Genomic DNA, 26312 nt, shown 5'->3' with positions numbered 1-26312 from the left:
AGTCCGCTGGAGAATATCGTGTCCACGGCACAACAGTTCCATACACACGATATTCTCCGGCGTTTGACCGATATTCGTGCCGTGCATGCCGCTTCAAACTAGTTGTATCCATCATCATCGCTCATTCATCGTCACTACTATCGTGCCGACGAGTTTGTCGGCGAAGGTCTGGTTGTTCCTGTCCCATAGCGGCCAGAAGAAGCCAATGCATGGCGGTGCCCAATCGACGATGTGTGTCATCTCGCGCAGTCCCATTCCCAAACCGGTTACGGGGGTTCCGGAATCCTGATTGCACACTTGGATTCTGAGCAGGCGATGCGCCCAGGACTGGCCGTCGCGCGTGGACCAGGCGGAGAACGCGCCTGCAGCGACGGCGGACACGGCGAATAGCCAGAACCCGGTTGCTCCATCCGGTGAGGATCTGCTGAACAGGACGCTTCCCATCAGCTGCGACAGCAACGACGCCGGCAGTATGATGCGAAGGACGTATGCCGCGGCTCTGCGCCACCATGAGGCCAACATGGCGTGTCTCCCTTCGTCAATGGTCTTTCCGTATGTCGGGCAGTTGGAGAGTCGTAGTGCCAATCAGCATACATGGCCGCGCCTGCGCGGACATGGTATATCCGAGAACACGGTCAAAACCTACGCCAGGCGTGCCATGACGAAACTCAATGCCAGAACGCGCAGTCAGGTGATCGCCACATGGCTCACCGAAAAGTGGAGTCGTCAGGAAAACTGAGCCGCATATAGAATGGCGTTCATGCAGTTATCGACTTGGATTCGCGGCGCTCGCCTGAAGACGCTGCCGCTGGCGATCGCTCCGGTAATCATCGGTGCCGCGCTGTCGTGGCAGACCGTGTTCCTGTATTTGCAGGGCGGCGATGTATTGCACGATTCGTGCCCGTTCTTTGGCAGGCAGCACGATCTGGGGAAGATGCGATTCGGCTCGCTGATCGGCGAATGCCAACGCTCCGCAGGCTGGTTCGTGCTGGTGGCGGTGCTGTGCGGCTGTGTGGCGTTGTTTCTTCAAATCGCCGCGAACTTTGCGAACGATTACTCCGACGGCGTGCGAGGAACCGATGAGGGGCGTGCCGTCGATTCGGCGCGACCGCTTGCGAAGATGCCGTCCGCGGAACCGGATTTGGCATCGGCGTCGCTTGTGGTATCAGCTTCGTTGCCAGCATCGCAGCCTCAGCTCGGTCCCGCCCGCCTCGTCGCATCCGGTGTGAATCCCAAGAAGGTACTGGCCGCGGCCGGAATCAACGCGCTGATTGCCTGCCTGTGCGGTCTGCTCGTCATTGCGTTGACCGGCTATTGGTGGTTCATCCTGGTCGGCATCGCCTGCCTGGCGGCCGGGTGGTGCTATGTCGGCGGCAAACACCCCTATGGCTACCACTATCTGGGTGAGATATTCGTCTTCGTCTTCTTCGGTCTCGTCGCCACCTGCGGTACGATGTTCGCCCTGACCGGCATGGTCTCCCTAAGCGGTGTTCTCGGCGGCGCCAACGTCGGTTTGATCGCTGTCGCGGTCCTGTGCGTCAACAACCTGCGTGACATCGAATCCGACCGCGCCCATGGCAAGCACACGTGGATGACCGCTTTGGGCCGGCACAACGGCACCGTTTTCACAATCGTTTTGCTGGCAGCTGCTGTGCTGCTGGCCGTCGCGTATGCCCGGCTGCAATCGTCATGCACGATTCCGGTAATCGCCATGCTGACGGTTACCGGTGTGACGTGCGCTGCAGCTGCCATCGCGATCATAGGAAAGCACTACGGCAAAGCGTTGCTGCTCTGCACGCTCGCTTCGCTGGCGCTCGCCGCAGTATTCGTGGTAACAGCGGCATTCGCTTGAAGCTGGATGCAACGGCCATGCAACAGAATGACAATTGTTGCATGGCCGTAACCAAATAATCGTCATCATCGGTTGTGTTGGCCGCACAAGGCGGTAGACTGGCAAGCATGAGCTACAAACTAGTACTGCTCCGTCACGGACAGAGCGCATGGAACAAAACCAATCAGTTCACCGGCTGGGTCGACGTCCCGCTGACCGAGCAGGGTGTCGAGGAAGCCAAGAACGGCGGCCGCCTGCTCAAGGAGAAGAACGTCCTCCCGGATATCGTCTTCACCTCAATGCTGCGTCGCGCCATCAACACCGCCAACGTGGCTCTGGATGAGGCCGATCGCCTGTGGATCCCCGTCCAGCGCAGCTGGCGTCTGAACGAGCGTCACTACGGCGCTCTGCAGGGCAAGAACAAGACCGAGATCCGCGAAGAGTACGGCGACGAGAAGTTCATGCTGTGGCGTCGCTCCTACGCGACCCCGCCGCCCGAGATCGATCCGAACGACGAGTACGCGCAGAACAACGATCCGCGCTACACCGGCGATCCGGTTCCGGAAGCCGAATGCCTGGCCGATGTGGTCAAGCGCGTCGAGCCGTACTTCAAGTCCGATATCGAGCCGCAGCTCAAGGCCGGCAAGACCGTGCTGATCGCCGCTCACGGCAACAGCCTCCGCGCTATCGTGAAGATGCTTGACAACCTCTCCGAAGAGGAGATTGCCAAGGTCAACATCCCGACCGCAATGCCGCTGCTGTACGAGCTGGACGAGAACTTCAAGCCGATCAAGCCGCGTGGCGAGTACCTGGATCCGGAGGCTGCCGCCGCCGGTGCCGCCGCCGTCGCCGCTCAGGGCCAGAAGTGATGCATTCCGCGTAAACGCGGACGCATTCGATAAGCGGGAATCCGTATGGGTTCCCGCTTTTGCATACCGTCGCACGGAAGGGCGTGCGAAGCGGAGAGCCGCGAGGCAAGGAAGCCAGCGAGATGAGGAAACCGTTGGGAAGGAAGGGGACGCATGGCATCGACCACCAAGCGCGCATTGGAAGCATCGCTGAAGAAACTGCTGCTGGAGAAGCCTCTGAACAAGATCACCGTCACCGACATCTGTGAGGATTGCGGCATCAGCCGCATGACGTTCTACTACCATTTCCAGGACATCTACGATCTGGTGGAATGGTCCTGCCAGGAGGATGCGGGCAAGGCGTTGGCGGGCAACCGCACCGCTGACACGTGGCAGAAGGGGCTGCTGAGCATCTTCCGGGTGGTGCGGGAGAATAAGCCGTTCGTCATGAACGTCTACCATTGCGTCAGCCGTGAGCGCGTGGAACGGTACTTGTACGACATCACCTATGACCTGCTGCTTGCCGTGGTGGACGAGGAAGCCAAGGGGTTGCAGGTGCAGGAAGAGGACAAGCGTTTCGTGGCGGGGTTCTTCCGTTACGCGTTCGTGGGCGTGATGCTCGAATGGGTCGCCGGGGATATGAAGGGCGATCCGGAGAAAATCGTCGATAAGATCAGCACGATGATCCAGGGGGATTTCCGTAGCGCGTTGGAACGGTTCTCGCTGTAGCGGCTGGCAGAGGGGAGACGTGCGGGAAAGACAGGTGGTTGCCGTCCGGTTGCCGCCTGTTTTCCGTCCACGTGGCTTTATGAGGCGAAGTGCCGGCCGTCGAGCGCGCTATTGACCACTACTTCGCTTATATATGGCGGATTCCGGCCTTTGGGAACAGCGAAGTGGCTTATATATGGCACCCATCAGGCGTTATTGCAAGTATAGGCATTGGAATTCCAACGGCCATACTCGGCATATCGTCCTTTGAGTGCCATATATAAGCCACTTGGCAACATGCAAATCCCGGAATCTGCCATACATAAGCGATATAGCGTGCGAGTCATGCCGGGATCGCCCTCAAGGAACGGCGTGTGCCGGGCGGTCCCGCCTTTGCGACCGCCCGGCACACGCCGTGGCATGTCAGATGACGCCGGTCTCCCGAAGCAGCTTCGGAATGTCGGTGTCCTGCAGCTTGCGACCGGCCACCTTCAATGCAAGCCGTTCCGCAACGTTCAGGTCATCCTCCAACGGCTTGCCGTCACGCAGCTTCACCACCGCGTTGAGCAGGTTGCGCACGTCGTACACCGAGCCCCACACCTCGGGGACGCCGCGATCCACATCGCACAGGGTGTACACGGCCTCCATGCCGGTGCGCATCGAATATTCGGTGGTGAAGATCGTGTCGCGCGGCGTTTCCGCGAACTGGCCGAGGAACGCGAAGTTCACGGCCCCGTCCGGCACCACGTCGGGGCGGTCGCCCGCGGAGCGAGGCATGAAGAACGCGTCGATATACGGCATCATCACGGGTACGGTGTTCGCATGGTTCCTGGCCAGACCCTCGATCTGGTCGACCGGCACGCCCATGTGGTACAGCCATTCCTCGCAGATCTCCTCGCCGGTGCAGTCGCGCATCGGCTTCTTCACATAATTGCCGGGCTCGTCGGGGAACAGACCATACACCCAGACGCACAACTGGTCCTTCGGCTGGTCACGGAACTGCTGCTGACGGTTCAACGTCCAGCTCATCAGCCAGTTGGAATCCTTGACCGTCACGATGCCGCCGGTGACCACATGGCCGGTGAAGGGGTTGCGCTTGCAGATCTTGCGAATATACGGCGGAATCTCCATGTCGAGCGTGGTGACGGTGGCGCTCATCCACTTCGAATGCTCCGGGTCGCCGCAGAACACGTCCGGGCGGCCGAAGCTCGGGTCCTGCCGTGCGATGCGACGCCACATATCCCATCCGCCGCCGGGGCGCAGTTCCGGATCCCACTTGGCCGGCGTGGTTTGCGAGCCCATGGAGGAGTTTTCCACGCAGCCGCCATTGGTGATGAACACGAGGTCGTTCTCAGTCAGGTCGATGGCGGTGCTTGCCCCGTCCGGACCGACGAGGGTGATGCGCTTGGCCATCTTCTTGGTTGGTGTGCTGTACGGGTTACGTGCGAACACGCCGGATTTCGCCTGTGCGAGCAGGATCTCGTCCTGCCCGACCGAGGTGTTCGCGCGTTCCGGCCCGTTGCCTCCGCCGATTTCGAATTCCACATCCTCCACCTTGGTGTTGTAGTGGAACTGTACGCCGTGGCCTTCCAGATACGTGATCATCGGCAGGATCATCGACTCGTATTGGTTGTACCGGGTGAAGCGCAACGCGCTGAAATCGGGCAGGCCGCCGATGTGGTGGATGTACCGCTTGATGTACAGTTTCATTTCCAACGCGCTATGCCAGTTCTCGAAGGCGAACATGGTGCGCCAGTACATCCAGAAGTTGGAGTCGAACACCTTGTCGTCGAAGAAGTCGGAGATTTTCTTGCCGTACAGTTCCTCGTCGGGCGTGAAGAACAGTTTCATGATCTCCTGGGAGGCCTTATCCGAGAGCGCGAACTTGCCGTCGGTGCCGGCATCCTCGCCCTGGTCGACGGTGGCGCGGCACAGCGAGTAGTTCGGGTCCTCCTTGTTGAGCCAGTAATATTCGTCCAACACGGACACGCCTTCGGTTTCGATGGACGGGATGGACCGGAACAGGTCCCACATCACTTCGAAATGGTTGTCCATCTCGCGCCCGCCGCGCATCACATAGCCCACGCCGGGAATGTTCGCGCCGTCGCACGCGCCTCCGGGAACCGGATCCTTTTCGAAGATGTGAATGTGCTTGCCGGGCATTTGGGCGTCGCGTACCAGATAGCAGGCCGCGCTTAGGGCGGCCAAGCCGGTGCCGATGATGTAGGCATTCTTATGGTCGATGCCTGCGGGCTTCTTCGGACGGGCGAATGCCTCGTAATTGCCGCTGGAATAGTACATGGTCTCCTCCTTTGGAAACGCTTCGAATGCAGCCCATTATTCGCGTTGGCGGCGGGCCGCACCATGAACAGAACAGCGGATCTGTTCAGTTTTCGTGCATTTCGGCCGGATTGTCAGCATGCTTCGTCAGCGTGTTTCGGAATCGTGTTTCCGGGCGTGGGCGTGGCGGGAGGATACGCGCTTATGTACGCCGACGGCCCCGAGCGGGATTACCTGCTCGGGGCCGTCTGTCGGTGCCGTCGATCAGCGGACGAAGGCGCGTACCGTTACTCGGTCATGCCTTCCTTGTCGGGACCGGGGGTTTTGGAGGGGTCGAAGCCGGAGACGATGAACACCACCTGGCGCGCTGCGGAAACGGCGTGATCGCCGAGACGCTCGAGGAAACGACCAAGCAGCACGAGATCGATGATCTGCTGGCGGGTCATCTCCACATCCTCGTTCAGCGCCAGGTCGAAGGTCTGCTGGTGCAGGGCGTCGAGCTTGTCGTCTTCCAGGATGATGCGTTCCGCGGTTTTGGCGTCGCGGTCGGCCAGCATGGCGACCAGGTTGTCGCTGGTCTCGTCAAGGAACTCCTGCATCTTGGTGAAGGATTCCTTCGCCTCCTCGGGCAGCGGGGAAGCAGGGTATGCGCGGCGGGACGCCTCGGCCACATGCTTGGCCAGATCGCCCATGCGTTCGAAGGTGATGGCCAGACGCATGGTGGAGACCACGACGCGCAGATCGGTGGCCACGGGGTTCTGCTTGGCCAGCAGTTTCACGCACTGGTCGACGACGCTTTCCTGCAGCGCGTCGAGTTCGGCGTCGCCGTCGATGACGGCCTGGGCGGCTTCGACGTTGGATTCGAGCAACGCCTCGCCGGCGCCGCGGATGGCTTTGCGCACGCTTTGTGCCATGTGGTCAAGGTCGTCGGCGACGGCCTTCATCTCTTCGTTGAAAATAACGCGCATTGGTTTGTTCAGCCTTTCATGTCATGCTGTGTGCGATATTGTGTGCAACCTTGCACCAGTCTATTCGCTGTACCGCCCGCAGACGAGAGGTGACACGTAATCGCAACCTGAAGTTGTCGCGGAATTCAACTCGATGTTCACCTTGCGTTCATGTTCGGGGTCGATTCGTCTCGCGTCTCGTGTGTTGCGCGGCTCCCGCAGCGCCCGTGTGGAACAATGGGCGTATGTCAGATTCTCCTGTTCCCTCGCTGATCGTATTCGCCGTGTTCGCGATTGTGGGGTTCTGCATTATCGTGCTGTTGGGCACCACGTTGCTCGGTTGGATCGAGCCGTTGATCGAACGATGGCTGGGCGGCGTCTCCTTCATGGAATGGGTGAGTGAACGTCTGCACAGGGTCCGGCGTCGCCGTGCGGAAGCCGAGGATGACGCCGATCTCGACCAGTCGACGTTCGGTCTGCTGTCCATCCTGCAAAGCGCGTCTCTGGTCGTGGGGGATGACGACGAGGTGATCAACGCGAATCCCGAGGCCTACCGTCTGGGCATCATGCAGGACGATCGCATCGTGAACGCGAAGGTACTCGAAACGGTCCATGACGTCAGGGAGCACGGCGGGCGGCGATTGTTCGACATTCAGACGGTCACGGCCACACGTTTCGAATCGAGTGCCGAGCCGTCCGAACGCGATCGTGACTATGAGCACGGCGCGGGCGCGTACGGCGTGCAGCGACCGAACTGGTTGAACGTCACCATCGGGCGTGTGGACTCCCGTTATGTGGTGGTGTTGCTGGACGATGTGAGCGAAGGCGTGCGCTTCAACCAGATACGCGACTCGTTCATCGTCAACGTGTCCGAACAGCTGCTCAAACCCACCGAGGCGTTGAACAAGCTCGCCGACGAGCTCGAACACGACGATCTCGACATCCAACGCGTCCATGCCACCGCCCATGAGGTGCGCACCGCCAGCGTCCACCTGAACCATATGGTCGCCGACCTGCTGCTGCTCATCAAAGCCCAGGAGCCCATCGTGCCCAGCGCGGCGAACCGTATCAACGTGATGGAACAGATCGACGACGTGGTGGAATCCATGGGCGACGCGATACGTGAATCCGGTGTCCGCGTGCATGTCGAAGGCGACCGTTCCCTGACCATCAACGGTGATGTCTCGCAGATCAGAACCGCATTGACCAAACTGCTGGAGAACGCGGTTCAATATTCGCCGCGCGGCGGATACGTCGGCGTTTCCGCCGAACCGGGCGACAGCGGGGAGGATGTGCTGATCCGCGTGCTCGACCAGGGCAAAGGCATCCCGAAAGAGGAGCAGTCGCGCATCTTCGAACGCTTCTACCGCGGCTCCGACCAGTCGGGGCGCAGCGTTGATGGTGTGGGCCTCGGCCTGGCCATCGTCAAACACGTGGCGCTCACCCATCATGGCGCGGCGAGCGTATGGTCCGTGCCGGGTCATGGCAGCACCTTCACCTTGACGCTGCCGCGCGCTCGCTGACCGCGCTGATCGCGCTGCAGGCGGAGCGGCGGAACGAGTGCCGGCCTGAGGCGCGGCGAAACGCAACGAAAAACGTCCCCCATGGTTTTCCATGGGGGACGTTCATGCTTGGGGCGCATCCTATTGGCCGAGTCGGCGATAATCCCAACGGTCGAAATGCTCCCAGACAAGGAGCAGCAACCCGATGATCACGCCGGAAACGCACACGATGCAGGCTTCCGTCACTTCGAATCCCATCACGCCCAGCACGATGCTGACGATCAGTGCGACGGCCCACAATCCGGTGCCCAACGAGAATACGATGCGCAGGTCCACGCGCACGGGCTTGGGAGCCGGTTTACGCGCGGCCGGATCAACGATCGGAGCAAACTTCATAGGGAGTAGCTTACATCCGTTCCGCCACATAATCGATGCAGCGGGTGAGCGCCAGCACATCGGAGGGCTCGACCGACGGGAACACGCCGATGCGCAGCTGGTTGCGGCCGAGCTTGCGGTATCCGGCCGTGTCGACGATGCCGTTCTCGCGCAGGATGGAGATCATCTGACCCGCGTTGATCGACTCGTCCAGATCGATGGTGACCACGGCGTGCGAACGCGCATCCTCATCGGAGACGAACGGCTTGGCGTATTCGCTGGCCTCGGCCCATGCATACAGCGTGGAGGCGGATTTGGCGCAACGTGCGGTGGCCCATGCCATGCCGCCATTGTCGTTCAGCCAGCGCACCTGGTTCTCCATCATGATGAGGGTCGCCACGGAAGGCGTGTTGAGCGTCTGATCCTTGCGGGAGTTCTCCAATGCGCTCGTCAACGACAGGAACGGCGGAACCCAGCGGCTTGCGCCGGGCAGGTTCACGTTGGCTTCCACACGGCTCGCACGTTCCACGGCGGCGGGGGAGAGGACCGCGACCCACAGGCCGCCGTCCGCGCCGAACGCCTTCTGCGGGGAGAAATAGTAAGCGTCGGTCTGGCTGATATCGACCGGCAGCGCGCCCGCGGCGGAGGTGGCGTCGATGAGGGTCAACGCACCCTGCTCCACGCTTCCCTCGATCCTGCGCACGGGGGCCGCCACGCCGGTGGAGGTCTCGTTGTGCGCCCAGCAGTAGGTGTCCACGTATTCGGTCAATTCCGGCAGGCGATAGGTGCCGGGTTCGCCTTCGTAGATCACCGGATCCTCAAGGAACGGCGCCTTGGCCGCGGATTTGGCGAATTTGGCGCTGAACGAACCGTAGGTGCCGAAGGCCGCCTGACGGGTGATCAGGGACGCGCAAGCGATCTCCCAGAAGCAGCTTGCGCCGCCGTTGCCGAGCGCGATTTCGTAGCCGTCGGGCACGTTGAAGAAGGATGCGAGTCCTTCGCGGATGGAACCCACAAGTTGACGCACCGGTGTCTGACGGTGGGATGTGCCCAGCAGGTTGGTCGCGCCATCGTCGAGCGCGGCGATCTGTTCTGGACGTATTTTGCTGGGCCCGGAGCCGAAACGACCGTCTTCGGGCAGCATATCGGTAGGAATCTTCACTGTATTGGCCATGGCAACAACCCTAGCCACCAGGGCGGATGGGGCGGATTCCCCCGTGCGCTCCGCAATGCTCCCGGACGCCCTATGACGGGGTTTGCGGCTATCGGCTGGCCTGTTTCGGGGGTGCCCCCTACCGGTGGGACGTTGCACGATGGTCATGCCGGCTTGTACAGTTGAATGTGGAAAATGAGGCGCGACCATCGTGCTGGTGCGCTTCACGACCATGGTTAAGGAGTGATTTTTTATGAGGCATGCTGCGCCGAAATCGGCCAGGACCGGCACCCCGCTCGACTTGCTGCGCGGTGCCCGTTCGAGCAGGCTGAGCCATGCAGCACTGAGGATAGAAGGCAACGGTGCGGTTCTTGGGCTTGAACCCGCTGTCGCCGAAAAGCTCAACGAACTCGTGCCCCAAACCAGGCGTTCCATGCGTGAGGCGGCCCGTGCCGCCGAACGTCGTAATCTTCTTCTCGGCTCCGCGTCGCTCGCCGCTTTGGTCGGCACCGCGGCCACCGCCATCAGCCTGACCGGACCCGAACGTGGGTTGCCTGTGGCCAGCGAGGCGGAATTCACCACCACTCAGATTCATAGCGTGAAGGCGGCCGCCTCCCGTTCCGGCGTGCGTGATGCCATCGCGTCCGACGAGACCCAGCAGTCCACCAATGAGGGCACGTGGTCCTTGGGCGACAATGCCGACCTCGATGTGAAGCAGATGTCCCGCTCGTTGGCGAACAACGAGAACGTGGCCAAACTGATGGATCAGGACGGCGACCTGCTCCCGGCAGGGTTCAACCCGAACCACGACACCGGTGATTCCGGCAACGCCTACGAATTCAGCCAGTGCACGTGGTGGGTGTATGTCCGCCGTCACCAGCTTGGCCTGCCGGTCGGCTCCTATATGGGCAATGGTTCCCAGTGGGCGTCCTCGGCGCGTTCGCTCGGCTACTGGGTGGATACCACGCCTCGCCATGTCGGCGACATCATGGTGTTCCGAGCCGGTCAGGAGGGATCGGACAGCACCTACGGCCATGTTGCGATCGTCGAGAAGATCAATGCGGATGGTTCCATCACCACGTCTGAGTGTGGTTCCGTCATGCAGGGCAAGACCTATTCGAAGACGTATCACAACGTTTCCGATTTCGAATACATTCATTACTGATTCGTTCGGCGCAATCGCCGTCAACCCGTTGCGATTGTCGACATCACAGGTCGTCATGACCGCTTTTTTCCACGGCGTGTCGCGCTATTTACAGCGAAGCGCATGGCTTTGTTCATTATCAACAGGAAACCCTCGCTGGTATTGTAGGAAAGCGATGAAGACAGTAAAGCAAACCGTGTCAATGTTCGTCGCCGCCCTCGCCGTCTGCGCCACGCTCGTGGCCGCGGCCCCGGCAGCCACCGCAGCCGACCAGGCAGGCGTGGTCGCATCCGAGCGTTCCTTCCCCAAGACCTCGGTTGCTCGCAAGAATGTTCTCAAGGAATCCGTGTCCACCGACGTCAGTGGCAATTGGGGCGGCATCGAGTCGCTCGATGTGCCGAAGACCAAGTCGCAGGCAGAAAAGGACGCCGAAGCCCGTGCCGAGCAGGAGCGTCAGGAAGCCGAGGCCCGTGCCCAGCTGCAACAGCAGCAGGCTGCCGCGGCATCCCGTTCCGCATCCCGCGCCGCGCTTGACTCCTCTTCCACCGGTACGTCCGGTTCGGCGATCGCCGTGAACCCGCCGGACAGCAAAACCGCCGCGGCGCTGGTCTCCTACGCCGAACAGTTTGTGGGCAAGGTACCGTATGTGTGGGGTGGCTCCACCACCAGCGGCTGGGATTGCTCCGGCTTCGTCATGTACGTGTTCGCCCAGTTCGGTATCTCCCTGCCGCACAGCTCCGGCGCCCAGGCCGGTTACGGCACCGCGGTGCCGTCGCTCGCCGAAGCCCAGCCCGGCGATATCATCGCCAACAGCATGCACGCCGGCATCTACGTCGGCAACGGCATGGTGGTGAACGCGCTGAACCCGAGCCAGGGTACGCAGATCACCCCGGTCGCATGGGCGTACACCGGTAGCTATTCGATCCGCCGACTGCTGTGATCGATTCATCGATACTTGGTTGAAAGGGACGTGCCCCTCGGGGTGCGTCCCTTTCGTTTTCCTGGCGTATTTTCCGCAAACGAATCGCCGTTGTCGGGTTTTCGACATGCCGCCGATACGCGCGAACCGCCGTGATTCCGTTGCATTTCCAATGTTTTACGAAAATCTGCGTTATTCTTGACTGTAGTGACGGCTCACAGCGGTGCCGTCAGCAATCTCAAGGAGGTCGCCATGATCAACGACAAGGCCGTTCTTGTTGGTGTGGATGGTTCGAACGCCAGCTACAAGGCCACGTGGTGGGCAGCAAATTATGCCAAGCATGCGGGTCTTACCCTGCAGATCGTCTGTGCTTATTCCCTTCCCAGCTATGCGGCGGTGAGCTTCGACGCCACCTACACCGCGATGGGTGATGACAATGCCGCGCACGCCGATGCGCAGGAGATCCTATCCAAGGCCAAGGCCATCGCCGACGAGCAGGGCGTCGAGGCCACCACGCTCATCGTCACCGGTGACCCCGCGTCCGTATTCGTGGAACTGTCCCGCAACTACAACCTCATCGTCATCGGCAACCGTGGCAAGGGCGGCCTCGCGGAGCGTCTGCTCGGCACCACGTCCTCCAGCCTGCCCGCATACGCGTACTGCCCGATCATCGTGGTGCCCTACACCGACGATGATGGCAACCTCATGCACTTGAACAACACCATCACCAAGGTCGCCGTCGGCGCCGACGAATCCAAGTGGGGCATCAAGGCCCTGCAGATCGCGGCCGACTTCGCAGCTTCCTGGAACGCCGAGCTCGACGTCATCTCGGCTGTCCCCGAAGTCAAGGGCGCGGCTTCCGACGACAGCGTCTACGACTCCTACATGGATGATCTGCAGACCCGTGTGGCCCCGCTGCAGGAGAAGTATCCCGACCTGTCCGTCAACTGCCGTGTCGTGCCGGGTGCCGCGGTGCACACGCTGACCGAAGCCAGCTACAACCATGATGTCGTGGTCGTCGGTTCCCGTGGCCGTGGCGGTTTCACCGGTCTGCTGCTCGGCTCCATCAGCCAGGGTCTGCTGCAGCACGCGGTGAGTCCGGTGTACGTGGTGCCCCGCAAGTACGTGGAGGCCGCGGAAAGCCGTCTCGATACCGTTCCGAGCTCCCCGGCCGACGTCACCCCGAAGCCGTTGGGCGACATCTCCGGTGTCGAGGAGGCTCCGGTGGACACCGCGCCGAGCGAGGTCGTCACCGAAATCGAGAAGACCATCGACCCCAAGCGCTGACCCGTTGATCCGCTGATCTGCGGATTGCGCCCATAGCGTATATAAAAGCCGGTCGGTCCCGTGGTTTGCGGGATCGACCGGCTTTCGTCGTATGCGCTTCGCTTGCTGACGGCGAAACGGACGGTATGGTTCAGTGCTTGACGGTGACGTTCATGCGCACCGGGGTCTCCTGCACGTAGGTGTGCTTGACCGTGCATGCCTTGTCCACATGGCGGGTGATGCGCTCAGCCAGCTTGTCGGCATCCTCATCGCTCAGACCGGCATCGGTGGCGTCGATCTCCACCTGCTCCTCGAAGGACGTGTACGCGTCGTTGTCGGCGTCGTAGGTGCCGTCCACGACGATCTTCGCGCCCTTGCCCTCGCCGAGGGTATGCTCGACGGCGAACTGGCTGGACAGTGCGGCGCAGCCGGCCAGGGCGATCTTCATCAGGTCGCCCGGAGTGAACTGGCCACGGCCCTTACCGAACTTGATATGCGCCCCATCCTCGCTGAAGGCGTCCCAGGAACCATCCTTGTTGCGCTCGACCCACAGTCGCTTTGCCATGTGCTTCTCCTTAGATTCGCGTGTGCCTGTTTGAAGTGTTGTGTCCATTATGCCGCACGGTCGGTGGGCGTGGCGTCGCGGTTCCATTCCCGCGTAAAGCTTTGCTTTGGACGAGATCGGTTGATTGAGGGGTGGAAGTCCTTATGCGATGCCATCATAGATGACTGATTTTTTTACCTAAAAATGAGGTGTGTAGGTACCATGGCTTTGACTCCCGAGCAACTCGAAGAGATCCGTTCCCGCATTCCGGAGCGTCCGGACACCGACATCCCCATGCCCTACGAGGATCTGGTGCGCAAGATCCTCACCGAAGGCACGCTGAAGTCGGATCGCACCGGAACCGGCACCATCTCGCTGTTCGGCCAGCAGATGAGGTTCGATCTGAGCGAGTATTTCCCCCTGCTCACCACCAAAACCGTGTTCTTCAAGGGGCTCGCCTACGAGCTGCTGTGGTTCCTCAAAGGTTCCAGCAACATCAACTGGCTGCTGGAACACAATGTGCATATTTGGGATGAGTGGGCCGACGAGAACGGCGATTTGGGTCCCGTGTACGGCGTGCAGTGGCGTTCCTGGCCCGCGCCCACGCCGGATGATCCGAACCGCACCATCGACCAGATCTCGAACGTGCTGGATCTGATCAGGAACCACCCCGATTCTCGTCGCATGGTGGTTTCCGCCTGGAATCCGGCCGAGGTCGAGAACATGGCCCTGCCTCCGTGCCACGCGCTGTTCCAGTTCTACGTGGCGGACGGCAAGCTCAGCTGCCAGCTGTACCAGCGTTCCTGCGATATGTTCCTCGGCGTGCCGTTCAACATCGCCTCCTACTCGCTGTTGACGCTCATGATGGCGCAGCAGACCGGTCTCGAACCCGGTGAATTCGTGTGGACGGGCGGCGACTGCCACGTTTACGACAACCATGTCGAACAGTTCCTGGAACAGCTTGGGCGCAAGCCGTACCCGTACCCGCATATGGAGATCGACAAGGCCCCTTCGCTGTTCGACTACAAGTACGAGGACCTCCATGTCGTCGGTTACCAGCATCATCCCACCATCAAGGCCCCCGTCGCCGTCTGACAATGGTCATGGCGGCGCGTCTCCGCCGTCTAATAGAGTGGTGAGCCAGTTCCGCGAACCCAAGGAGTGAGTGAAATGGAGCATGACAGTAGTAGCCGCAGCGGCTATCACGAACCCGAGCCCGGAGATGCCGGGCTGGAGGAAGCCGAGGATTGGGGTGATGACTTCCCCAAGACGTTCTCGGTGAATTTGATTTGGGCACAGGCCCGCGACACGTCGGGCCGGCCGGGAGCCATCGGATACAAGGGCGGTATGCCGTGGCGTCTCCCCGAGGACCTCAAGCATTTCCAGGAGCTGACGGTGTCGCATCCGGTGATCATGGGGCGACGCACGTGGGAATCCCTATCGCCGAAGTACCGTCCATTGCCGAACCGCGACAATATCGTCGTCACGCATGATGCGCAGTACCATGCGGTCGGCGCCACGGTTGTCGGCAGTCTGGAGGACGCGCTCGATCTGGCACGTCAGGAAGCCATCCCGGATGATGGGCTCGACCGTTCCGAAATCTGGGTGATCGGCGGCGCGGAACTGTTCCGCGAAGCGATGCCGATGGCCAATAAGGTGTATGTCACCGACATCGATGCCGAAGTGGAGGCCGACACCTACGCTCCCGACATCGTCGCGCTCGCGCAGAATGGCGAGTGGGAGGTCATCGACCGTTCGATACGGTTCACCCCGAAGAACGAGGACAGCGGTATCGAAGGCTATCGATTCCGCACGTACGCACGCGTGCGCTGACACGAGTGACATGGCGGATGCCGCAGGAGGACTGCGGCATCCTTTTTATTGATATCTATAGGACCGTTCTGTGGAAAAGGAACAAGCATGACCAACGACATCTACACGGTGATGACCGTCTGTACCGGCAATATCTGCCGTTCCCCGATGGGGGAGATCATCCTGCGCCACTTCTTCAACGAGCGTGGGCTTGGCGACCGCGTGAACGTGGAATCCAGTGGCGTTTCCGATGAGGAGTGGAGTCATCCGATCGACCCGCGTGCCGTGCATGTGCTGCGCCAGCGCGGATACGGCGATGAGATTCCGCGCGACCATTTCGCGCATCGCATCAGCCGTGACGAAATCGAGCGCACCGACCTGTTCCTGCCGATGACCGCCTCGCATATGCGTGCGCTGCTGCGTCAGCTGCCGCCGTCGAAGCGTGGTGAGGTGCATATGTACCGCAGCTTCGATCCGGACCTGCCTACGCCGAAGGCCGGGCATGAGGATCAGATCGACCTGGTCGACCCGTGGTATGGCGGTCAGCATGAGTTCGAGGTCGCCATCGACCAGATCGAGCACGTCGCCCCGTACATTGTGGATTGGGTGGCCGAGCAGATCGGCGCATGAGCCGACCGATGGGCCGCTGCCCCTGCTGCCTGTAAGCCAGGGGCGCTGAATCGTACAAAGGCCGTAGGAAGCCGCAGAGGAGCTTCCTACGGCCTTTTGCGTTGGGGGAGGTGCTTCGGTGCGGTAAGGCGGCGAAACCGGGGTGATCGGGGTAATAAGGGCGAAGGTGAGGGAAAGCGACGGGTGGATGACGCGATGCGACGTATTTCCGTAGATAACACAAAACCCCTCTCCGGAGGAGAGGGGTTTTGAAGTGGTGGCTCCGAGCGGCATCGATCCGCTGACCTAACGATTTTCAGTCGTTCGCTCTACCAACTGAGCTACAGAGCCATAGAGTTGAAAAACCCGGCGAACCGGGTTCTGACAATTCTAGCGACCCCGGCCGGACTTGAACCGGTGACCTCCGCCGTGACAGGGCGGCGCTCTAACCAACTGAGCTACGGGGCCGTGTTGTTTTCGTTTGTGCGAAGCAACGAATAGTTATATTACAGACTTCTCAGCCGAGCGCAACTCTCGGCGTGTCGCGGTTGCTGTAATATGCTGAAAACCGCTATTTTCCAACGTTTATAGGCGCAAATCGAGATTTTCGCAAAAACTGGCCCGAGGGCATGGATAATAGAGAACTATGCAAGAAAACAACGAAAAAAAGCAGGAAATTTTCGACACGCCGGGTTCAGGCCGGTCTGAAGACAGGCAAAACGGCCATCCCATCCACCGGGTGCTGTCGTTCGTGCGCAGATCCGGACGTTTGGACGCCCGTCTGCAGCGTGCGTGGGATACCTATTCAAGCGAGTACCTGCTCGACATCAATGCCGGAGAAGGGTCGCTGGACGTACGTGAGGGATTCTCGTTCGACGGGGAGTATGTGCGCAAGGTGTGGGGCAACGCCAATCCGCTTATCGTGGAGATCGGTTCCGGCCAGGGCGAGAACGTCGTGGCCGCGGCCGAGGCGAATCCCGGTATGAACTTCCTCGCGTTGGAGGTGTATGACCCCGGCGTGGCCCATACGCTCCTGCTTGCGGGCAAGAAGGGGCTCGGGAATCTGCGCGTGGCGCAGGTGAACGCCCCCGAACTGTTCAAGGTCATGGCCGACGGCGTGGCCGCCGAAGTATGGACGTTCTTCCCCGACCCCTGGCCCAAGAAGAAGCATCACAAGCGCCGCATCGTGCAGCCCGAACTCGCGGGCCAGGTGCGCCGCTCGCTCGCCGATGGGGGAGTGTGGCGCATCGCCACCGATATCGAGGACTATGCGTTGCACGTGCACGAGGTGATGGATGGTCTTGACGGCTGGGAGAACGTCGGCGGCATCACCGTGAGCCTGCCGGTCGAGCATGTGGGCAAGGGCAACGCCGATCTGGCCGAGGGCATGCCGCACGCCGATTTTGCCGAATCCTCACGATTCGACGGGCGTGTGCTGACGAACTTCGAGAAGAAGGGGCTTGTGGCCGGGCGTGTGATTCACGATTTCACCTATCGCAAGGCTTGATTGACCGGGGCATGCCCGGCTTGGCTGGAATCGGCATGAGGGCGCTGAAGGTGCGCCACGGCTGGTGTTTGCAGGGCCTTGCGGTCCGTTGAGTATGGCGCGACACGCTGAAGCGGAGTCTCGATTTGCATGCGAAAGCAACTCGTGTATTATTAATCGAGTTGTTAGCCCCCTTCGTCTAACGGTTAGGACACCAGACTTTCAATCTGACAACGAGAGTTCGACTCTCTCAGGGGGTACCGATGAAGCCGCTGGAGATAGCGGCTTTTCTTATATTTTCAAAGGTTTCCATTCCGCATCCACGGTGATGCTCAACCAATCGTTAACCATCAGTGAAATATGGATAAAATGCAAGCGTGAAATATGTTGTAATATTGGCGGAATCACAACATAGCTACGTCGTAACCCCGCCAATATCAGTTATTGCGCTCATTGTGGCATGGAAAGTGTCCAAATCATCAGGAGACTCATCTACCTGCGTGTTTGAGCGGACTATTTATTTTTTCCGAAATCAGGCTTGTAAGATGTCGTTCGAAGTCGGATGATGCAAAGGGCTCCGGAAAGCAGCAGTGCACAACAGGCAAGAATGACTCCAGCGCTTACTTGATGTTGACTTGCCAATGTGCATGCCAGTCATTCATCACCTCCAAGAGGCGGCTTTATTCCTGCTTGCCAAGTTGTAAAGGCGCTATCGATGCACATGCCCCCGGAGACCGTGGGGGTAGTGAAAAACAAGAGAACTCCTGCTGCGCTGAGGGCTAGTTGAACTAGCCCTATCGCGATCTTCCACATTTTCCCTCGGAACAAGGATGGTATTATCTGCATAATGCCGATGATTGGCGATATGCAAATGATGCAGTACGGCAGCCAAATTTGCCAACAATATGTGGGGAATGGCATTAGATAAACCTGACTTTTGCGTTGGCCGATAGCCCAAACCATGAAATGGTGTCTTTGGGATGTTTCTTGTGAGCGTATGTCATTTCTGTAGATAGAGGCACTGCGTTACGGTTGTTGCTTTTTTGACAAATAATGGGCATTGGTTCGTAGCCAGCATGAGAAGAACTGGGAACAGGAATATTGTCGATAACGAACATGACGTGATCGATGGTGTGATCCGACGTCCAATCAGTGTATATCAGTCCCATTTGCGGTGTCTCATAAATATTGTTTACCCTATTAGACCAATTCGCATAATCTCTCATGTGGAAGTAGTTATCTTCTGCTAGAGACCAAGTGTTTGAAGGTGTGTGACCGCCAAAAGCTCCCGAGAGCTCCCATGTCCAGATATCTAAGTTCTTTCTTTGCCCTATATTTCCTTGGACTTTGGGCAGTCCGCCCGTATAGAGTATTTGAGACGCAAAATTGGCGCAATTTTATGCTTTTTCTCTGATCTTTTGAATGATACGGCTTCATAATAAGCCTTGACGTTTTGGCTTTGGAAGTAAAGCAACGAATGCTGTTATCGTGGATTTGTGCTCGCGAATGGGAGGTATGGCGAAGCATAGTTGCATATCACAAAGGCCCAGCAGGAAGTCATCCTTGCTGGGCCTGTAATCATGCCGGGCATGCGTAGCCGTCTCAGAGGCCCGCCAGCATCGGTTTCATGCGTTCATAGCATTCCACCGTCTGCAAGGCATCGCTCAGGCCGCGATGTTCCTCCTCGTCGGCGATGCCGAAGCGTTGGATCAGGTCCACCAGCCGATGCTGACGCTCCTGTGGGAACAGCGCACGGCTCAACCGCAGCGTATCGATGAAATCGTAGGAGAACGGCCTGTCCAGAACGTGCATGCAGTTGTCGTACAGGAAGTTGACGTCGAAGTTCGCGTTATGCGCCATGATCGTATCGTTCGGGCGCAGATGGTTCAAGAAATCCGGCAGCACGTCGTCGATGGGCGAGGCGGTGCGTACCATCTCGTCACTGATGCCCGTCAGATTGGTGATGAAGCTGCCCACGGGTCGCCCCGGGTTCACCAGTCTGCTGTATTCGGCGGTGACGTTGCCTCCCTCGACGCGGACCGCGCCGATCTCGATGATGCGGTCGCGTGCCGGGCTTACACCGGTGGTTTCCAAGTCGACGACCACGTAATTGTCGACCGCGATAAGCAGGCTGTCGCCCTTGAACGTGCGTTGAATGGCCATGAATGCTCCGATACGGTCTGAAAGTGGATAAGTGAGGGAAGGTTACTGCTTGCCTGCGGAAGCCGCCTGCGGGGCCCGCTTGAGCTCGTCGCGGATCTCCTGCAGCACGGCGAGCGTCTGCTCCTCGGTGGAGGGCTCCTTGTTCGCCTCATCCTCGCTGGCGGTCATGTCGCGAACCTTGTTGATCGGCAGCACGATGCAGAAATACACGGCCACGCCGATGAGCAGGAAGTTGATGATGGCATTGAGAATTGCGCCGAAGGAGATGGTGGCGCCGTTGAACGTGATCGTCAGCACGCCGGACATGTCCGGAACGCCGCCGACCATGCCGATCAGCGGGCTGATCAGGTGGTTCACGATCGCATTGACCACGGTGGTGACGGCGGAGCCCATGACCACGCCGACTGCCATGTCGATCATCGAGCCGCGCGAGATGAACTTCTTGAATCCCTTGATCGGTCCCTTGTCGGTGAGGGAAACCACCTTGCGTGTCGCCTTGTCCACGCTTTTGGCGAGATCGGCCGCCACCTCCTGCGGGTTGACGTTCGTGGTGCCTTCGGTGCCGTTGCCGCTGGTCATGATCGGGAAAACTCCTTCGTGTTGGTTACGGATATCGTGATTGCATTGGTTCACCTCCATTATGCATAACCGGAGAGACCTTGTTTAGGCGCGTCGGAAATGCGCGTAAGGGCGGTATGACTGGGCAGCTGCGGCGTGTCGCGGCGTTGGGGTTGGACACGGAGGAAACACGGAAAGCTGTGTGTCGATGTGTCCGCTCACATTCGTGCGCGCGTATACTGGGCTGGTGTTGGTCGCGTGATGAAGCGCGAAGCCAAGTTGGATACAGAAACCGGCTTTCAAAGGAGATTAAGCATGGTCTACCGCATGATTTTCAACCAGGCGGCGTATTTCGGTCGCGGCGCGATCAAGGAGATTCCAGGCGTCGCCAAGTCCCACGGATTCACCAAGGCGTTCATCGTCACCGATCCGGTGCTGCTTGAGACGGGAACGGTCAAGAAAGTCATCGACGTGCTCGACGAGGCCGGCATGCCGTATGAAGTGTTCGACAACGTCAAGCCGAATCCGCCAGTCGAATGCATCCAGGACGGCGTCGCCAAGTTCGCCGCGTCCGGCGCCGATTTCCTGATCGGTTTGGGCGGTGGCTCCCCACAAGACACCTGCAAGGGCATCGGCATCATCACCGCGAACCCGGAATTCGCCGACGTGCTGAGCCTGGAGGGCGTGGCCGACACCAAGAACCCGTCCGTCCCGATCTTCGGCGTGCCCACCACCGCAGGCACCGCATCCGAAACCACCATCAACTATGTGATCACCGACACCGCCAACAAGCGCAAGTTCGTCGCCGTCGATCCGCATGACATCCCGATCGTCGCCTTCGTCGACCCCGATCTGACCGATTCCATGCCGCGCGGCCTCAAGGTTGCCACCGGTCTCGATGCGCTGACCCACGCCATCGAAGGCTATATCACGCCGGGCGCGTGGAGCCTGTCCGATTGCCTGTCGATGCAGACCATCCGCATGATCGCCAAGAGCCTCGCCAAGAGCGCGGACGGCGACGTGCCTGCGGGCGAGCAGATGGCCTACGCTTCCTACATCACAGGCATGGCCTACTCCAACGTCGGCCTCGGCCTGGTGCACGGCATGGCACATCCGCTGGGCGGCCGTCTCGGCGTGGCGCACGGCGTCGCCAACGGCATCCTGCTGGCTCCGGTCATGGAATACAACAAGGATTACACCGGCGAGAAGTACCGTGATATCGCCGACGCCTTCGGTGTGGAAGACGCCTACACCGGTGACATCGAGAAGGTGCGTGAGGAGGCCGTGCAGGCCGTGCACAAGCTCACCGTGGATCTGGGCAATCCGACCACGATTTCCGAAGTCGGCGCCACCGAAGCCGATCTCGAACCGCTGGCCCACGACGCCTTCCACGACGTGTGCACGCCGGGCAACCCGCGTCAGGCCACGCAGGAGGACATCCTCAAGATCTACACCAGCCTGATGTGATTTGGCTTCCGGCGACGCGCGACAGGCCGTCGCCGGCAAAACCCGTACGCGCCCACCGGTTTCGTCCCGCGATTCGTGCGAAACCGGTGGGCGCGTCGTTTGTTGAGGTCGGTTCCGTTCGGCTTCGATGGTTCCGCTGCCAGCTGTGTGCATGGCGTGCCGAACGGGCCGTAAAATCGTAGAAACGCCGAGGGGCGAGACCCGGTAAAGGTCTCGCCCCTCGGCGTATGCGCGTGTTGCGAGGTGTGAATCAGTAGCAGTGATTCGCTAGCCAGTAGCTGTATGCGCCCTGCAGCGAACCGTAGCGCTGGTTGCAGTAGCCCACAAACCACTTGAACTGGGTCTGGTAGTTGGTGGCCCAGTCGGCACCTGCGGAAGCCATCTTGCTGCCGGGCAGCGCCTGAGGCAGGCCGTATGCGCCGGAGGATGCGTTGGTGGCGTCCACGCGCCAGCCGGACTCATGGTTGATGATGTAGACGGCGGCGGTGAAGTCGGCTTCGGTGTAGCCGTTCGAAATCAGATAGTCATGCGCCCAGGACTGCATCTCTGAGGCGGGGACCGTGGTGCCGAGGCTGGAGGCCGCGCTGGAAGCGGATGCCGAAGAGGATGAAGAAGACGACGTCGACCCGGTGCCGACGAGAACGATTTGATCGGTCGGGGCCGTCTTGACATACGAGGCGAAGGTGGTGGAGGAAACGACCTTGCCGCCGGCGCGCGTGACGAGGTTCGTGGCCTCCATCACGCCCTTCTTGCCTTCCTGCTGTACCTTCTCGGTGCCCTTGGGCAGCGCGTCGGTCTCCTTCTTCACGACGTTGAACGCGATATCCGAATCGGTGGTCTCCAGCGTCGCGCCGGCGCGTTCGATGGTGATTACGGTGGATTCGGTGACCTTGGTGGTCAGCGAGGGGGAAATGGTGTCTTCCGGCTCAAGCACGATGTCGCCGGCATCCAGCACGGACTTGACGTCGGTGAACTTGGTGCCGAGCACGGTACGGGACTTGCCGTTGATCTTGACGGTGACGTATGAGGTGCCGTCGACCGCACCGCGCTGGCCTCCACGGGAGACCTGCTTGGACGCGTCGGTGGCGGAGAACGAGGTGGCCGTCATCTGCGGGGATGCGGAATTCTGATAGAAGTTATGGGAGACGACGCCTGCGCCTGCAAGCAACCCCACTGCACCCACCACCGAGATGATGCGCGTCCACTGACGCTTGCTCAGGGATGCAAGAGTAGGGGTGTTTTTGCGATGTTTCGCCATCTTACTCCTTAACGATGAATGTGCCTCCATGGCGCACAACCTTCCTCCATGATAGTCACAGAGAGGTACATGGGCATGGGGCGCATGCGAACGACGCGGAACGGCCGGCCGGAAAAGGCCCGGGCCGTACCGCGGAAAACGGGGATCAGCCCTCCTGATCCTCGACCTTGAGATTCTTGGCCTGTTCGATCAGATCGTCCAGATCGGCGGCCTGCAGCGCACCGGCCTGCTTGAAGACGATCTGTCCCTTCTTCACCACCATGAGGGTCGGAACCGCCTGGATGCCGGCCGCCTGGGCGAGATCCTGATTGGCGTCGATGTCGATCTTCGCGAACACGACATCGGCGTTCTCGGCCTTATCGCTGGCCGCCTCGTAAATCGGTCCGAACGCGCGGCACGGTCCGCACCACGTCGCCCAGAAATCGACGAATACCAGATCGTTATCGGTGATGGTCCGCTCGAAATCGGCGGAGGAAACCTGAATGGTGGCCATTGGAAACTCCTTTGCGCATGGATAAACCTTCTCCAGTGTCCCACAATACGCGGCGAAATCAACCGTTGAGCGAGGGGCGAACACGCGGCGCGCAGGAAAACGCGCCATAATGAAACGTATGCCAGTGATGAATGATGAAGTGCCTGAGGAAGGCGATTTCGACGCAGGCCGCGCCCGCGGGGAATTCGATCATGTCACTCCCGAGGATTTCATCCGCGGGAACGGCCATGGCAATCCTCCGGGGTGGCTCGGATCCGATGAGATCAACCGTGTGCGCGGGGAGGTGCCCATCGCCTACGTTTGCGTGGTGCCTGTGCGCACGGACGAGTTCGGGCGCATCACGCGGATCGGCTCGCTGCTGCACGTCACCGACGACGGTTCCGTGGAACGCGCGCTCATCTCGGGTAGAGTGCTGTTCCACGAAACACTGCGCGAGGCCATCGCACGTAACGTTTCCAAGGATCTGGGCGACATCGCCCTGCCGGTGCTGCCGATCAGTCCGCAACCCTTCACCGTGGCCGAATTCTTCCCCACGCCGGGCGTAAGCGAATATTTCGATCCGAGGCAGCACGCAATCGCCCTGTGCTATGTGGTACCCATCGCCGGCGACTGCCGACCGCAGGACGAGACGTTGGACGTGGAATGGCTCGATCCCCACGATGAGAAGATCGACGTGTTCCTGCAGCAGATGGGCAACTGCCATGGCGGCATCGTCCGTGCCGCGCTGCGCTGGGCCGGCATCTAAGACCGTTCAGCCGGTTGGCTGCGGCAACGCCGAGGCGTCGACACAACGAAGCGGCACGGCGTTGAAACGCTGAAACAACGAAACGGTACGACATCGAAACGTCGAAGAGAGTCGAAGAGAAAGAGACGACGAATGTTCGAAATCCACAACCGCGTGCTGCGCGAAGGCGACGGCACAAGCACCCCGCTGATCCTCGCGAACGCCTACCCGGTGGACGGGCGCATGTGGGAGCGCTGTGCCGAACGCATCGCCGCGCTCGCCGATGAGGCGGGACTGCCCGATTTCGCCATCTGGGCGCCTGATATGCCGGGTTCTGGCTTTTCGCCGGCTCCCAGTGACGCGCAATCCGGGCGCCGGGCACCTAACGGCTCCTATCCGGATGCGCTGGACCGCATGGTCGAATCGTACGTGGCCATGCTGCGCGAAGCCGGGTATGACAAGGCCGTCTGGGTGGGACTGTCCATGGGCGGCTATCTGGTCACCGACCTGTACCGGCTCCATCCCGAAGCCGTGGCCGGTGTCGCGCTGTGCGACACCATGGCATCCAGCGACGGTGTCGGCGGTGAGGCGCGACTGGAGACATCCGATGCATGCGAATCCACGGATTCGGTGCAGCCGGTCATGCATTTCGCCCAAGCCGGCCCGAACGATTCCACGGTGAAACGTTCGCAGGAATTCATCGACCGCATGACCGCGTGGATCGAGGAGCAGAATCCGGCGGGACTCGCATGGCGTCAGCGCATGACGTATGGCCGCCCGGAGCTGGCAGGCGTGCCGGAAAGCATGGATGTGCCGGTGGCGGTGGTGTCGGGCGAACTTGATCCGACCAGCAATCCGAGCGTCATGGGGCCGCTTGCCGAGCGTATCGGCGGAAACGCGACGTTCACCGCCATCCCCGATTGCGGCCACTTCAGCGCCGTCGAACATCCGAACACGGTGGCCGCCGCCTTGGTCGATCTGATGAGGAGAGTGGACTGAATCATGGCGTTGAACCCGCTGGCACTCACCCAGGTGCTTCCCTTCCTGCCCCTCGCGCAGGGCGATATCGACTATGAGACCGAACGTCGTGGCAAACCCGACCTGCTGCGGACGGTATTGGCCGAGCCAGCCACCACGGTCATGCTGACCTGCGACGGGCGTGTGGCGGTGCCGCATGGGCAGGGCGCGATGGCCGATTACGAGAACGCGTCGATGCGACTGGCCGCATTACCCGGCGCATACGTGGCGAAGGCCCTGGAACGGCACTCGCAGGCGGTGGCCATGTTCCTCGGCGGATATTCCGGCGCCAAGGGCGTCAGACATGTGGTCGCGGTGGATATCACGCATGTCGTGGCCGCGAGTGGCGACGGCGATTGCAACGATGGGGATCGGGGCACCGTCGACGGGCAGCTTTCGGGCTACGGTAGACCCGTCGCGGAACAGGGCGACAACGTGACGGGGGAGACCGGCGCTGATGTCCTGCAACAGGCGGAACAGTGGTTCGACTGGGTGGACCTGCGGGGTTTCGCCCCACACGCCAACGCCCGTGAGGCCGGTCAGGCCACCAGTGCGGTGGCGCTGAGCGTGTGGCATAACAGACAGCGGTGCTGCCCGGCCTGCGGGGCGCCCGTCATGGCAGCCATGGGTGGTTGGGCGCAGCGGTGCACCGACGAGGAGCATTGCGGTAGACTGTTGTTCCCGCGCATCGAACCAGCGGTGATCACGCTCGTGGTCGATTCCGCCGACCGCCTGTTGGTCCAGCACAATGCGGCATGGAACAACCCCACGCTGTATTCGGTGTCTGCCGGATTCGTGGAAGCCGGTGAGAACCTGGAACATGCGGTGCGCCGCGAGGCGAAGGAGGAGACCGGCATCACGCTGGGCGAAGTCAAATACCTCGGATCGCAGCCGTGGCCGTACCCGGCTTCGCTGATGATGGCGTTCAAGGCACATGCGCTCGGCACGGATATCCGTGTGGATGGTTCGGAAACGGTCGATGCGCAATGGATGACGAGGGACGACTACACGGCTGCCATCATCACGGGGCGCGTCAGTGCGCCGGGCAAGGCGACCATAGCCAGATACATGATCGAGCAGTGGCTGGGCCACGAACTTGGGTGAATCGGCGCAACAGGTTTTATATTATTCGGGAGGCCTGAGATTCCAACCATTCACGGCACCTGATGGGGTGACGTCGTCGTATAGTCGTTGAAAGTTGCGTCGAG

Annotated in this window: 26 protein-coding genes, 3 tRNA genes and 1 pseudogene; 17 read left to right on the top strand and 13 right to left on the bottom strand. The window is 60.5% G+C overall.

Annotated features, from left to right (window positions below; genetic code table 11):
- Positions 1-114 precede the first annotated feature (114 nt).
- Positions 115-522: an RDD family protein gene (locus BUB29_RS05695; RefSeq protein ID WP_033522734.1), complete on the bottom strand. Its 408-nt coding sequence runs from the start codon at positions 520-522 to the stop codon at positions 115-117.
- Here BUB29_RS05695 and BUB29_RS10335 point away from each other — a divergent pair.
- The 4 genes from BUB29_RS10335 to BUB29_RS05675 all read left to right on the top strand — a co-directional run bounded on the left by BUB29_RS10335 (position 473) and on the right by BUB29_RS05675 (position 3408).
- Positions 473-739 (top strand): LuxR C-terminal-related transcriptional regulator, encoded by a 267-nt coding sequence (locus tag BUB29_RS10335; RefSeq protein ID WP_081888397.1) that lies wholly within the window; start codon positions 473-475, stop codon positions 737-739. The two genes, BUB29_RS05695 and BUB29_RS10335, sit on opposite strands and share 50 nt — an antisense overlap.
- Before the next feature lie 21 nt (positions 740-760).
- Positions 761-1852: a 1,4-dihydroxy-2-naphthoate octaprenyltransferase gene (menA, locus tag BUB29_RS05685; protein WP_407640915.1), complete on the top strand. Its 1092-nt coding sequence runs from the start codon at positions 761-763 to the stop codon at positions 1850-1852.
- Between the two features lie 107 nt (positions 1853-1959).
- Positions 1960-2700, top strand: a complete 741-nt coding sequence (locus tag BUB29_RS05680; protein WP_033522736.1) for a phosphoglyceromutase — start codon at positions 1960-1962, stop codon at positions 2698-2700.
- A 153-nt stretch (positions 2701-2853) separates the two neighbouring features.
- Positions 2854-3408, top strand: a complete 555-nt coding sequence (locus BUB29_RS05675; RefSeq protein WP_033522737.1) for a TetR-like C-terminal domain-containing protein — start codon at positions 2854-2856, stop codon at positions 3406-3408.
- Positions 3409-3810: 402 nt separating this feature from the next.
- Here the strand turns inward: BUB29_RS05675 and BUB29_RS05670 are convergent, their stop codons facing one another.
- Positions 3811-5688: an oleate hydratase gene (locus BUB29_RS05670; protein WP_033522328.1), complete on the bottom strand. Its 1878-nt coding sequence runs from the start codon at positions 5686-5688 to the stop codon at positions 3811-3813.
- Between the two features lie 266 nt (positions 5689-5954).
- Positions 5955-6635, bottom strand: a complete 681-nt coding sequence (gene phoU / locus BUB29_RS05665) for a phosphate signaling complex protein PhoU (RefSeq protein ID WP_033522326.1) — start codon at positions 6633-6635, stop codon at positions 5955-5957.
- 224 nt (positions 6636-6859) lie between these two features.
- Here phoU and BUB29_RS05660 point away from each other — a divergent pair, with 224 nt between their 5' ends.
- The gene (locus tag BUB29_RS05660) at positions 6860-8137 is read left to right on the top strand and encodes a sensor histidine kinase (protein WP_033522324.1); all 1278 of its coding nucleotides are present in this window, start codon (positions 6860-6862) and stop codon (positions 8135-8137) included.
- Positions 8138-8257: 120 nt separating this feature from the next.
- Here the strand turns inward: BUB29_RS05660 and BUB29_RS05655 are convergent, their stop codons facing one another.
- Positions 8258-8512: a DUF2530 domain-containing protein gene (locus BUB29_RS05655; protein ID WP_033522322.1), complete on the bottom strand. Its 255-nt coding sequence runs from the start codon at positions 8510-8512 to the stop codon at positions 8258-8260.
- A gap of 10 nt (positions 8513-8522) precedes the next feature.
- Positions 8523-9665 carry a phosphoserine transaminase gene (serC, locus tag BUB29_RS05650; RefSeq protein WP_033522320.1) on the bottom strand — a complete coding sequence of 381 codons (1143 nt, stop codon included), beginning with the start codon at positions 9663-9665 and terminating at the stop codon, positions 8523-8525.
- A 232-nt stretch (positions 9666-9897) separates the two neighbouring features.
- Between serC and BUB29_RS05645 the strand changes: the two genes are divergently transcribed.
- The 3 genes from BUB29_RS05645 (at position 9898) to BUB29_RS05635 (ending at position 12994) form a co-directional block, all read left to right on the top strand.
- Positions 9898-10809, top strand: a complete 912-nt coding sequence (locus tag BUB29_RS05645) for a CHAP domain-containing protein (RefSeq protein WP_033522318.1) — start codon at positions 9898-9900, stop codon at positions 10807-10809.
- Positions 10810-10963: 154 nt separating this feature from the next.
- Positions 10964-11728: a C40 family peptidase gene (locus BUB29_RS05640; protein WP_033522316.1), complete on the top strand. Its 765-nt coding sequence runs from the start codon at positions 10964-10966 to the stop codon at positions 11726-11728.
- Between the two features lie 231 nt (positions 11729-11959).
- The gene (locus tag BUB29_RS05635; protein ID WP_033522314.1) at positions 11960-12994 is read left to right on the top strand and encodes a universal stress protein; all 1035 of its coding nucleotides are present in this window, start codon (positions 11960-11962) and stop codon (positions 12992-12994) included.
- Between the two features lie 130 nt (positions 12995-13124).
- Here BUB29_RS05635 and BUB29_RS05630 read toward each other — a convergent pair whose 3' ends face one another.
- Complete coding sequence (locus BUB29_RS05630) at positions 13125-13538, bottom strand: OsmC family protein (RefSeq protein ID WP_033522311.1); 414 nt, start codon at positions 13536-13538, stop codon at positions 13125-13127.
- Between the two features lie 273 nt (positions 13539-13811).
- On the opposite strand from BUB29_RS05630, the gene BUB29_RS05625 reads away from it, so the two are divergent.
- The 3 genes from BUB29_RS05625 to BUB29_RS05615 all read left to right on the top strand — a co-directional run bounded on the left by BUB29_RS05625 (position 13812) and on the right by BUB29_RS05615 (position 15959).
- Entirely contained in the window at positions 13812-14612 is an 801-nt protein-coding gene (locus BUB29_RS05625; protein WP_173552407.1) for a thymidylate synthase, read from the top strand.
- Between the two features lie 75 nt (positions 14613-14687).
- Complete coding sequence (locus BUB29_RS05620) at positions 14688-15350, top strand: dihydrofolate reductase (protein ID WP_033522307.1); 663 nt, start codon at positions 14688-14690, stop codon at positions 15348-15350.
- An 87-nt stretch (positions 15351-15437) separates the two neighbouring features.
- Positions 15438-15959, top strand: a complete 522-nt coding sequence (locus BUB29_RS05615) for a low molecular weight protein-tyrosine-phosphatase (RefSeq protein WP_033522304.1) — start codon at positions 15438-15440, stop codon at positions 15957-15959.
- Between the two features lie 254 nt (positions 15960-16213).
- On the opposite strand, the gene BUB29_RS05610 is transcribed toward BUB29_RS05615, so the two are convergent.
- Together BUB29_RS05610 and BUB29_RS05605 are read right to left on the bottom strand one after the other, a co-directional pair.
- Positions 16214-16289: transfer RNA gene (locus tag BUB29_RS05610), tRNA-Phe, on the bottom strand.
- A 43-nt stretch (positions 16290-16332) separates the two neighbouring features.
- Positions 16333-16406, bottom strand: a tRNA-Asp gene (locus tag BUB29_RS05605).
- 178 nt (positions 16407-16584) lie between these two features.
- Here BUB29_RS05605 and trmB point away from each other — a divergent pair.
- Positions 16585-17445 carry a tRNA (guanosine(46)-N7)-methyltransferase TrmB gene (gene trmB / locus BUB29_RS05600; protein WP_033522301.1) on the top strand — a complete coding sequence of 287 codons (861 nt, stop codon included), beginning with the start codon at positions 16585-16587 and terminating at the stop codon, positions 17443-17445.
- A gap of 167 nt (positions 17446-17612) precedes the next feature.
- Positions 17613-17684, top strand: a tRNA-Glu gene (locus tag BUB29_RS05595).
- A 660-nt stretch (positions 17685-18344) separates the two neighbouring features.
- On the opposite strand, the pseudogene BUB29_RS10330 reads toward BUB29_RS05595, so the two are convergent.
- The 3 genes and pseudogenes from BUB29_RS10330 to mscL all read right to left on the bottom strand — a co-directional run.
- Positions 18345-18809: pseudogene (locus tag BUB29_RS10330) on the bottom strand (hypothetical protein); the annotation flags it as partial.
- A gap of 217 nt (positions 18810-19026) precedes the next feature.
- Entirely contained in the window at positions 19027-19587 is a 561-nt protein-coding gene (locus tag BUB29_RS05585) for a 3'-5' exonuclease (RefSeq protein WP_051914958.1), read from the bottom strand.
- Between the two features lie 42 nt (positions 19588-19629).
- On the bottom strand, positions 19630-20166 hold the full coding sequence (mscL, locus tag BUB29_RS05580; protein ID WP_033522297.1) for a large conductance mechanosensitive channel protein MscL: 537 nt from the start codon (positions 20164-20166) through the stop codon (positions 19630-19632).
- A 294-nt stretch (positions 20167-20460) separates the two neighbouring features.
- Here mscL and fucO point away from each other — a divergent pair, with 294 nt between their 5' ends.
- The gene (gene fucO, locus BUB29_RS05575) at positions 20461-21612 is read left to right on the top strand and encodes a lactaldehyde reductase (protein ID WP_033522295.1); all 1152 of its coding nucleotides are present in this window, start codon (positions 20461-20463) and stop codon (positions 21610-21612) included.
- 250 nt (positions 21613-21862) lie between these two features.
- Here the strand turns inward: fucO and BUB29_RS05570 are convergent, their stop codons facing one another.
- Positions 21863-22870 (bottom strand): aggregation-promoting factor C-terminal-like domain-containing protein, encoded by a 1008-nt coding sequence (locus BUB29_RS05570; protein ID WP_033522293.1) that lies wholly within the window; start codon positions 22868-22870, stop codon positions 21863-21865.
- A gap of 145 nt (positions 22871-23015) precedes the next feature.
- Positions 23016-23363 (bottom strand): thioredoxin, encoded by a 348-nt coding sequence (gene trxA, locus BUB29_RS05565; RefSeq protein WP_033522291.1) that lies wholly within the window; start codon positions 23361-23363, stop codon positions 23016-23018.
- A gap of 118 nt (positions 23364-23481) precedes the next feature.
- On the opposite strand from trxA, the gene BUB29_RS05560 reads away from it, so the two are divergent.
- From BUB29_RS05560 to nudC, 3 genes are all read left to right on the top strand, one after another.
- Positions 23482-24108, top strand: coding sequence for a DUF4916 domain-containing protein (locus tag BUB29_RS05560; RefSeq protein ID WP_107315247.1), 627 nt, complete (start codon positions 23482-23484; stop codon positions 24106-24108).
- 132 nt (positions 24109-24240) lie between these two features.
- Positions 24241-25086, top strand: a complete 846-nt coding sequence (locus BUB29_RS05555; protein WP_033522286.1) for an alpha/beta fold hydrolase — start codon at positions 24241-24243, stop codon at positions 25084-25086.
- A gap of 3 nt (positions 25087-25089) precedes the next feature.
- On the top strand, positions 25090-26208 hold the full coding sequence (nudC, locus tag BUB29_RS05550) for an NAD(+) diphosphatase (protein WP_033522284.1): 1119 nt from the start codon (positions 25090-25092) through the stop codon (positions 26206-26208).
- Positions 26209-26312 lie beyond the last annotated feature (104 nt).

The organism is Bifidobacterium merycicum DSM 6492 (assembly GCF_900129045.1).
Classification (GTDB): domain Bacteria; phylum Actinomycetota; class Actinomycetes; order Actinomycetales; family Bifidobacteriaceae; genus Bifidobacterium; species Bifidobacterium merycicum.
The sequence above is the reverse complement of the archived record's forward strand: the minus strand, read 5'-3'. Positions and strand labels throughout refer to the sequence as shown.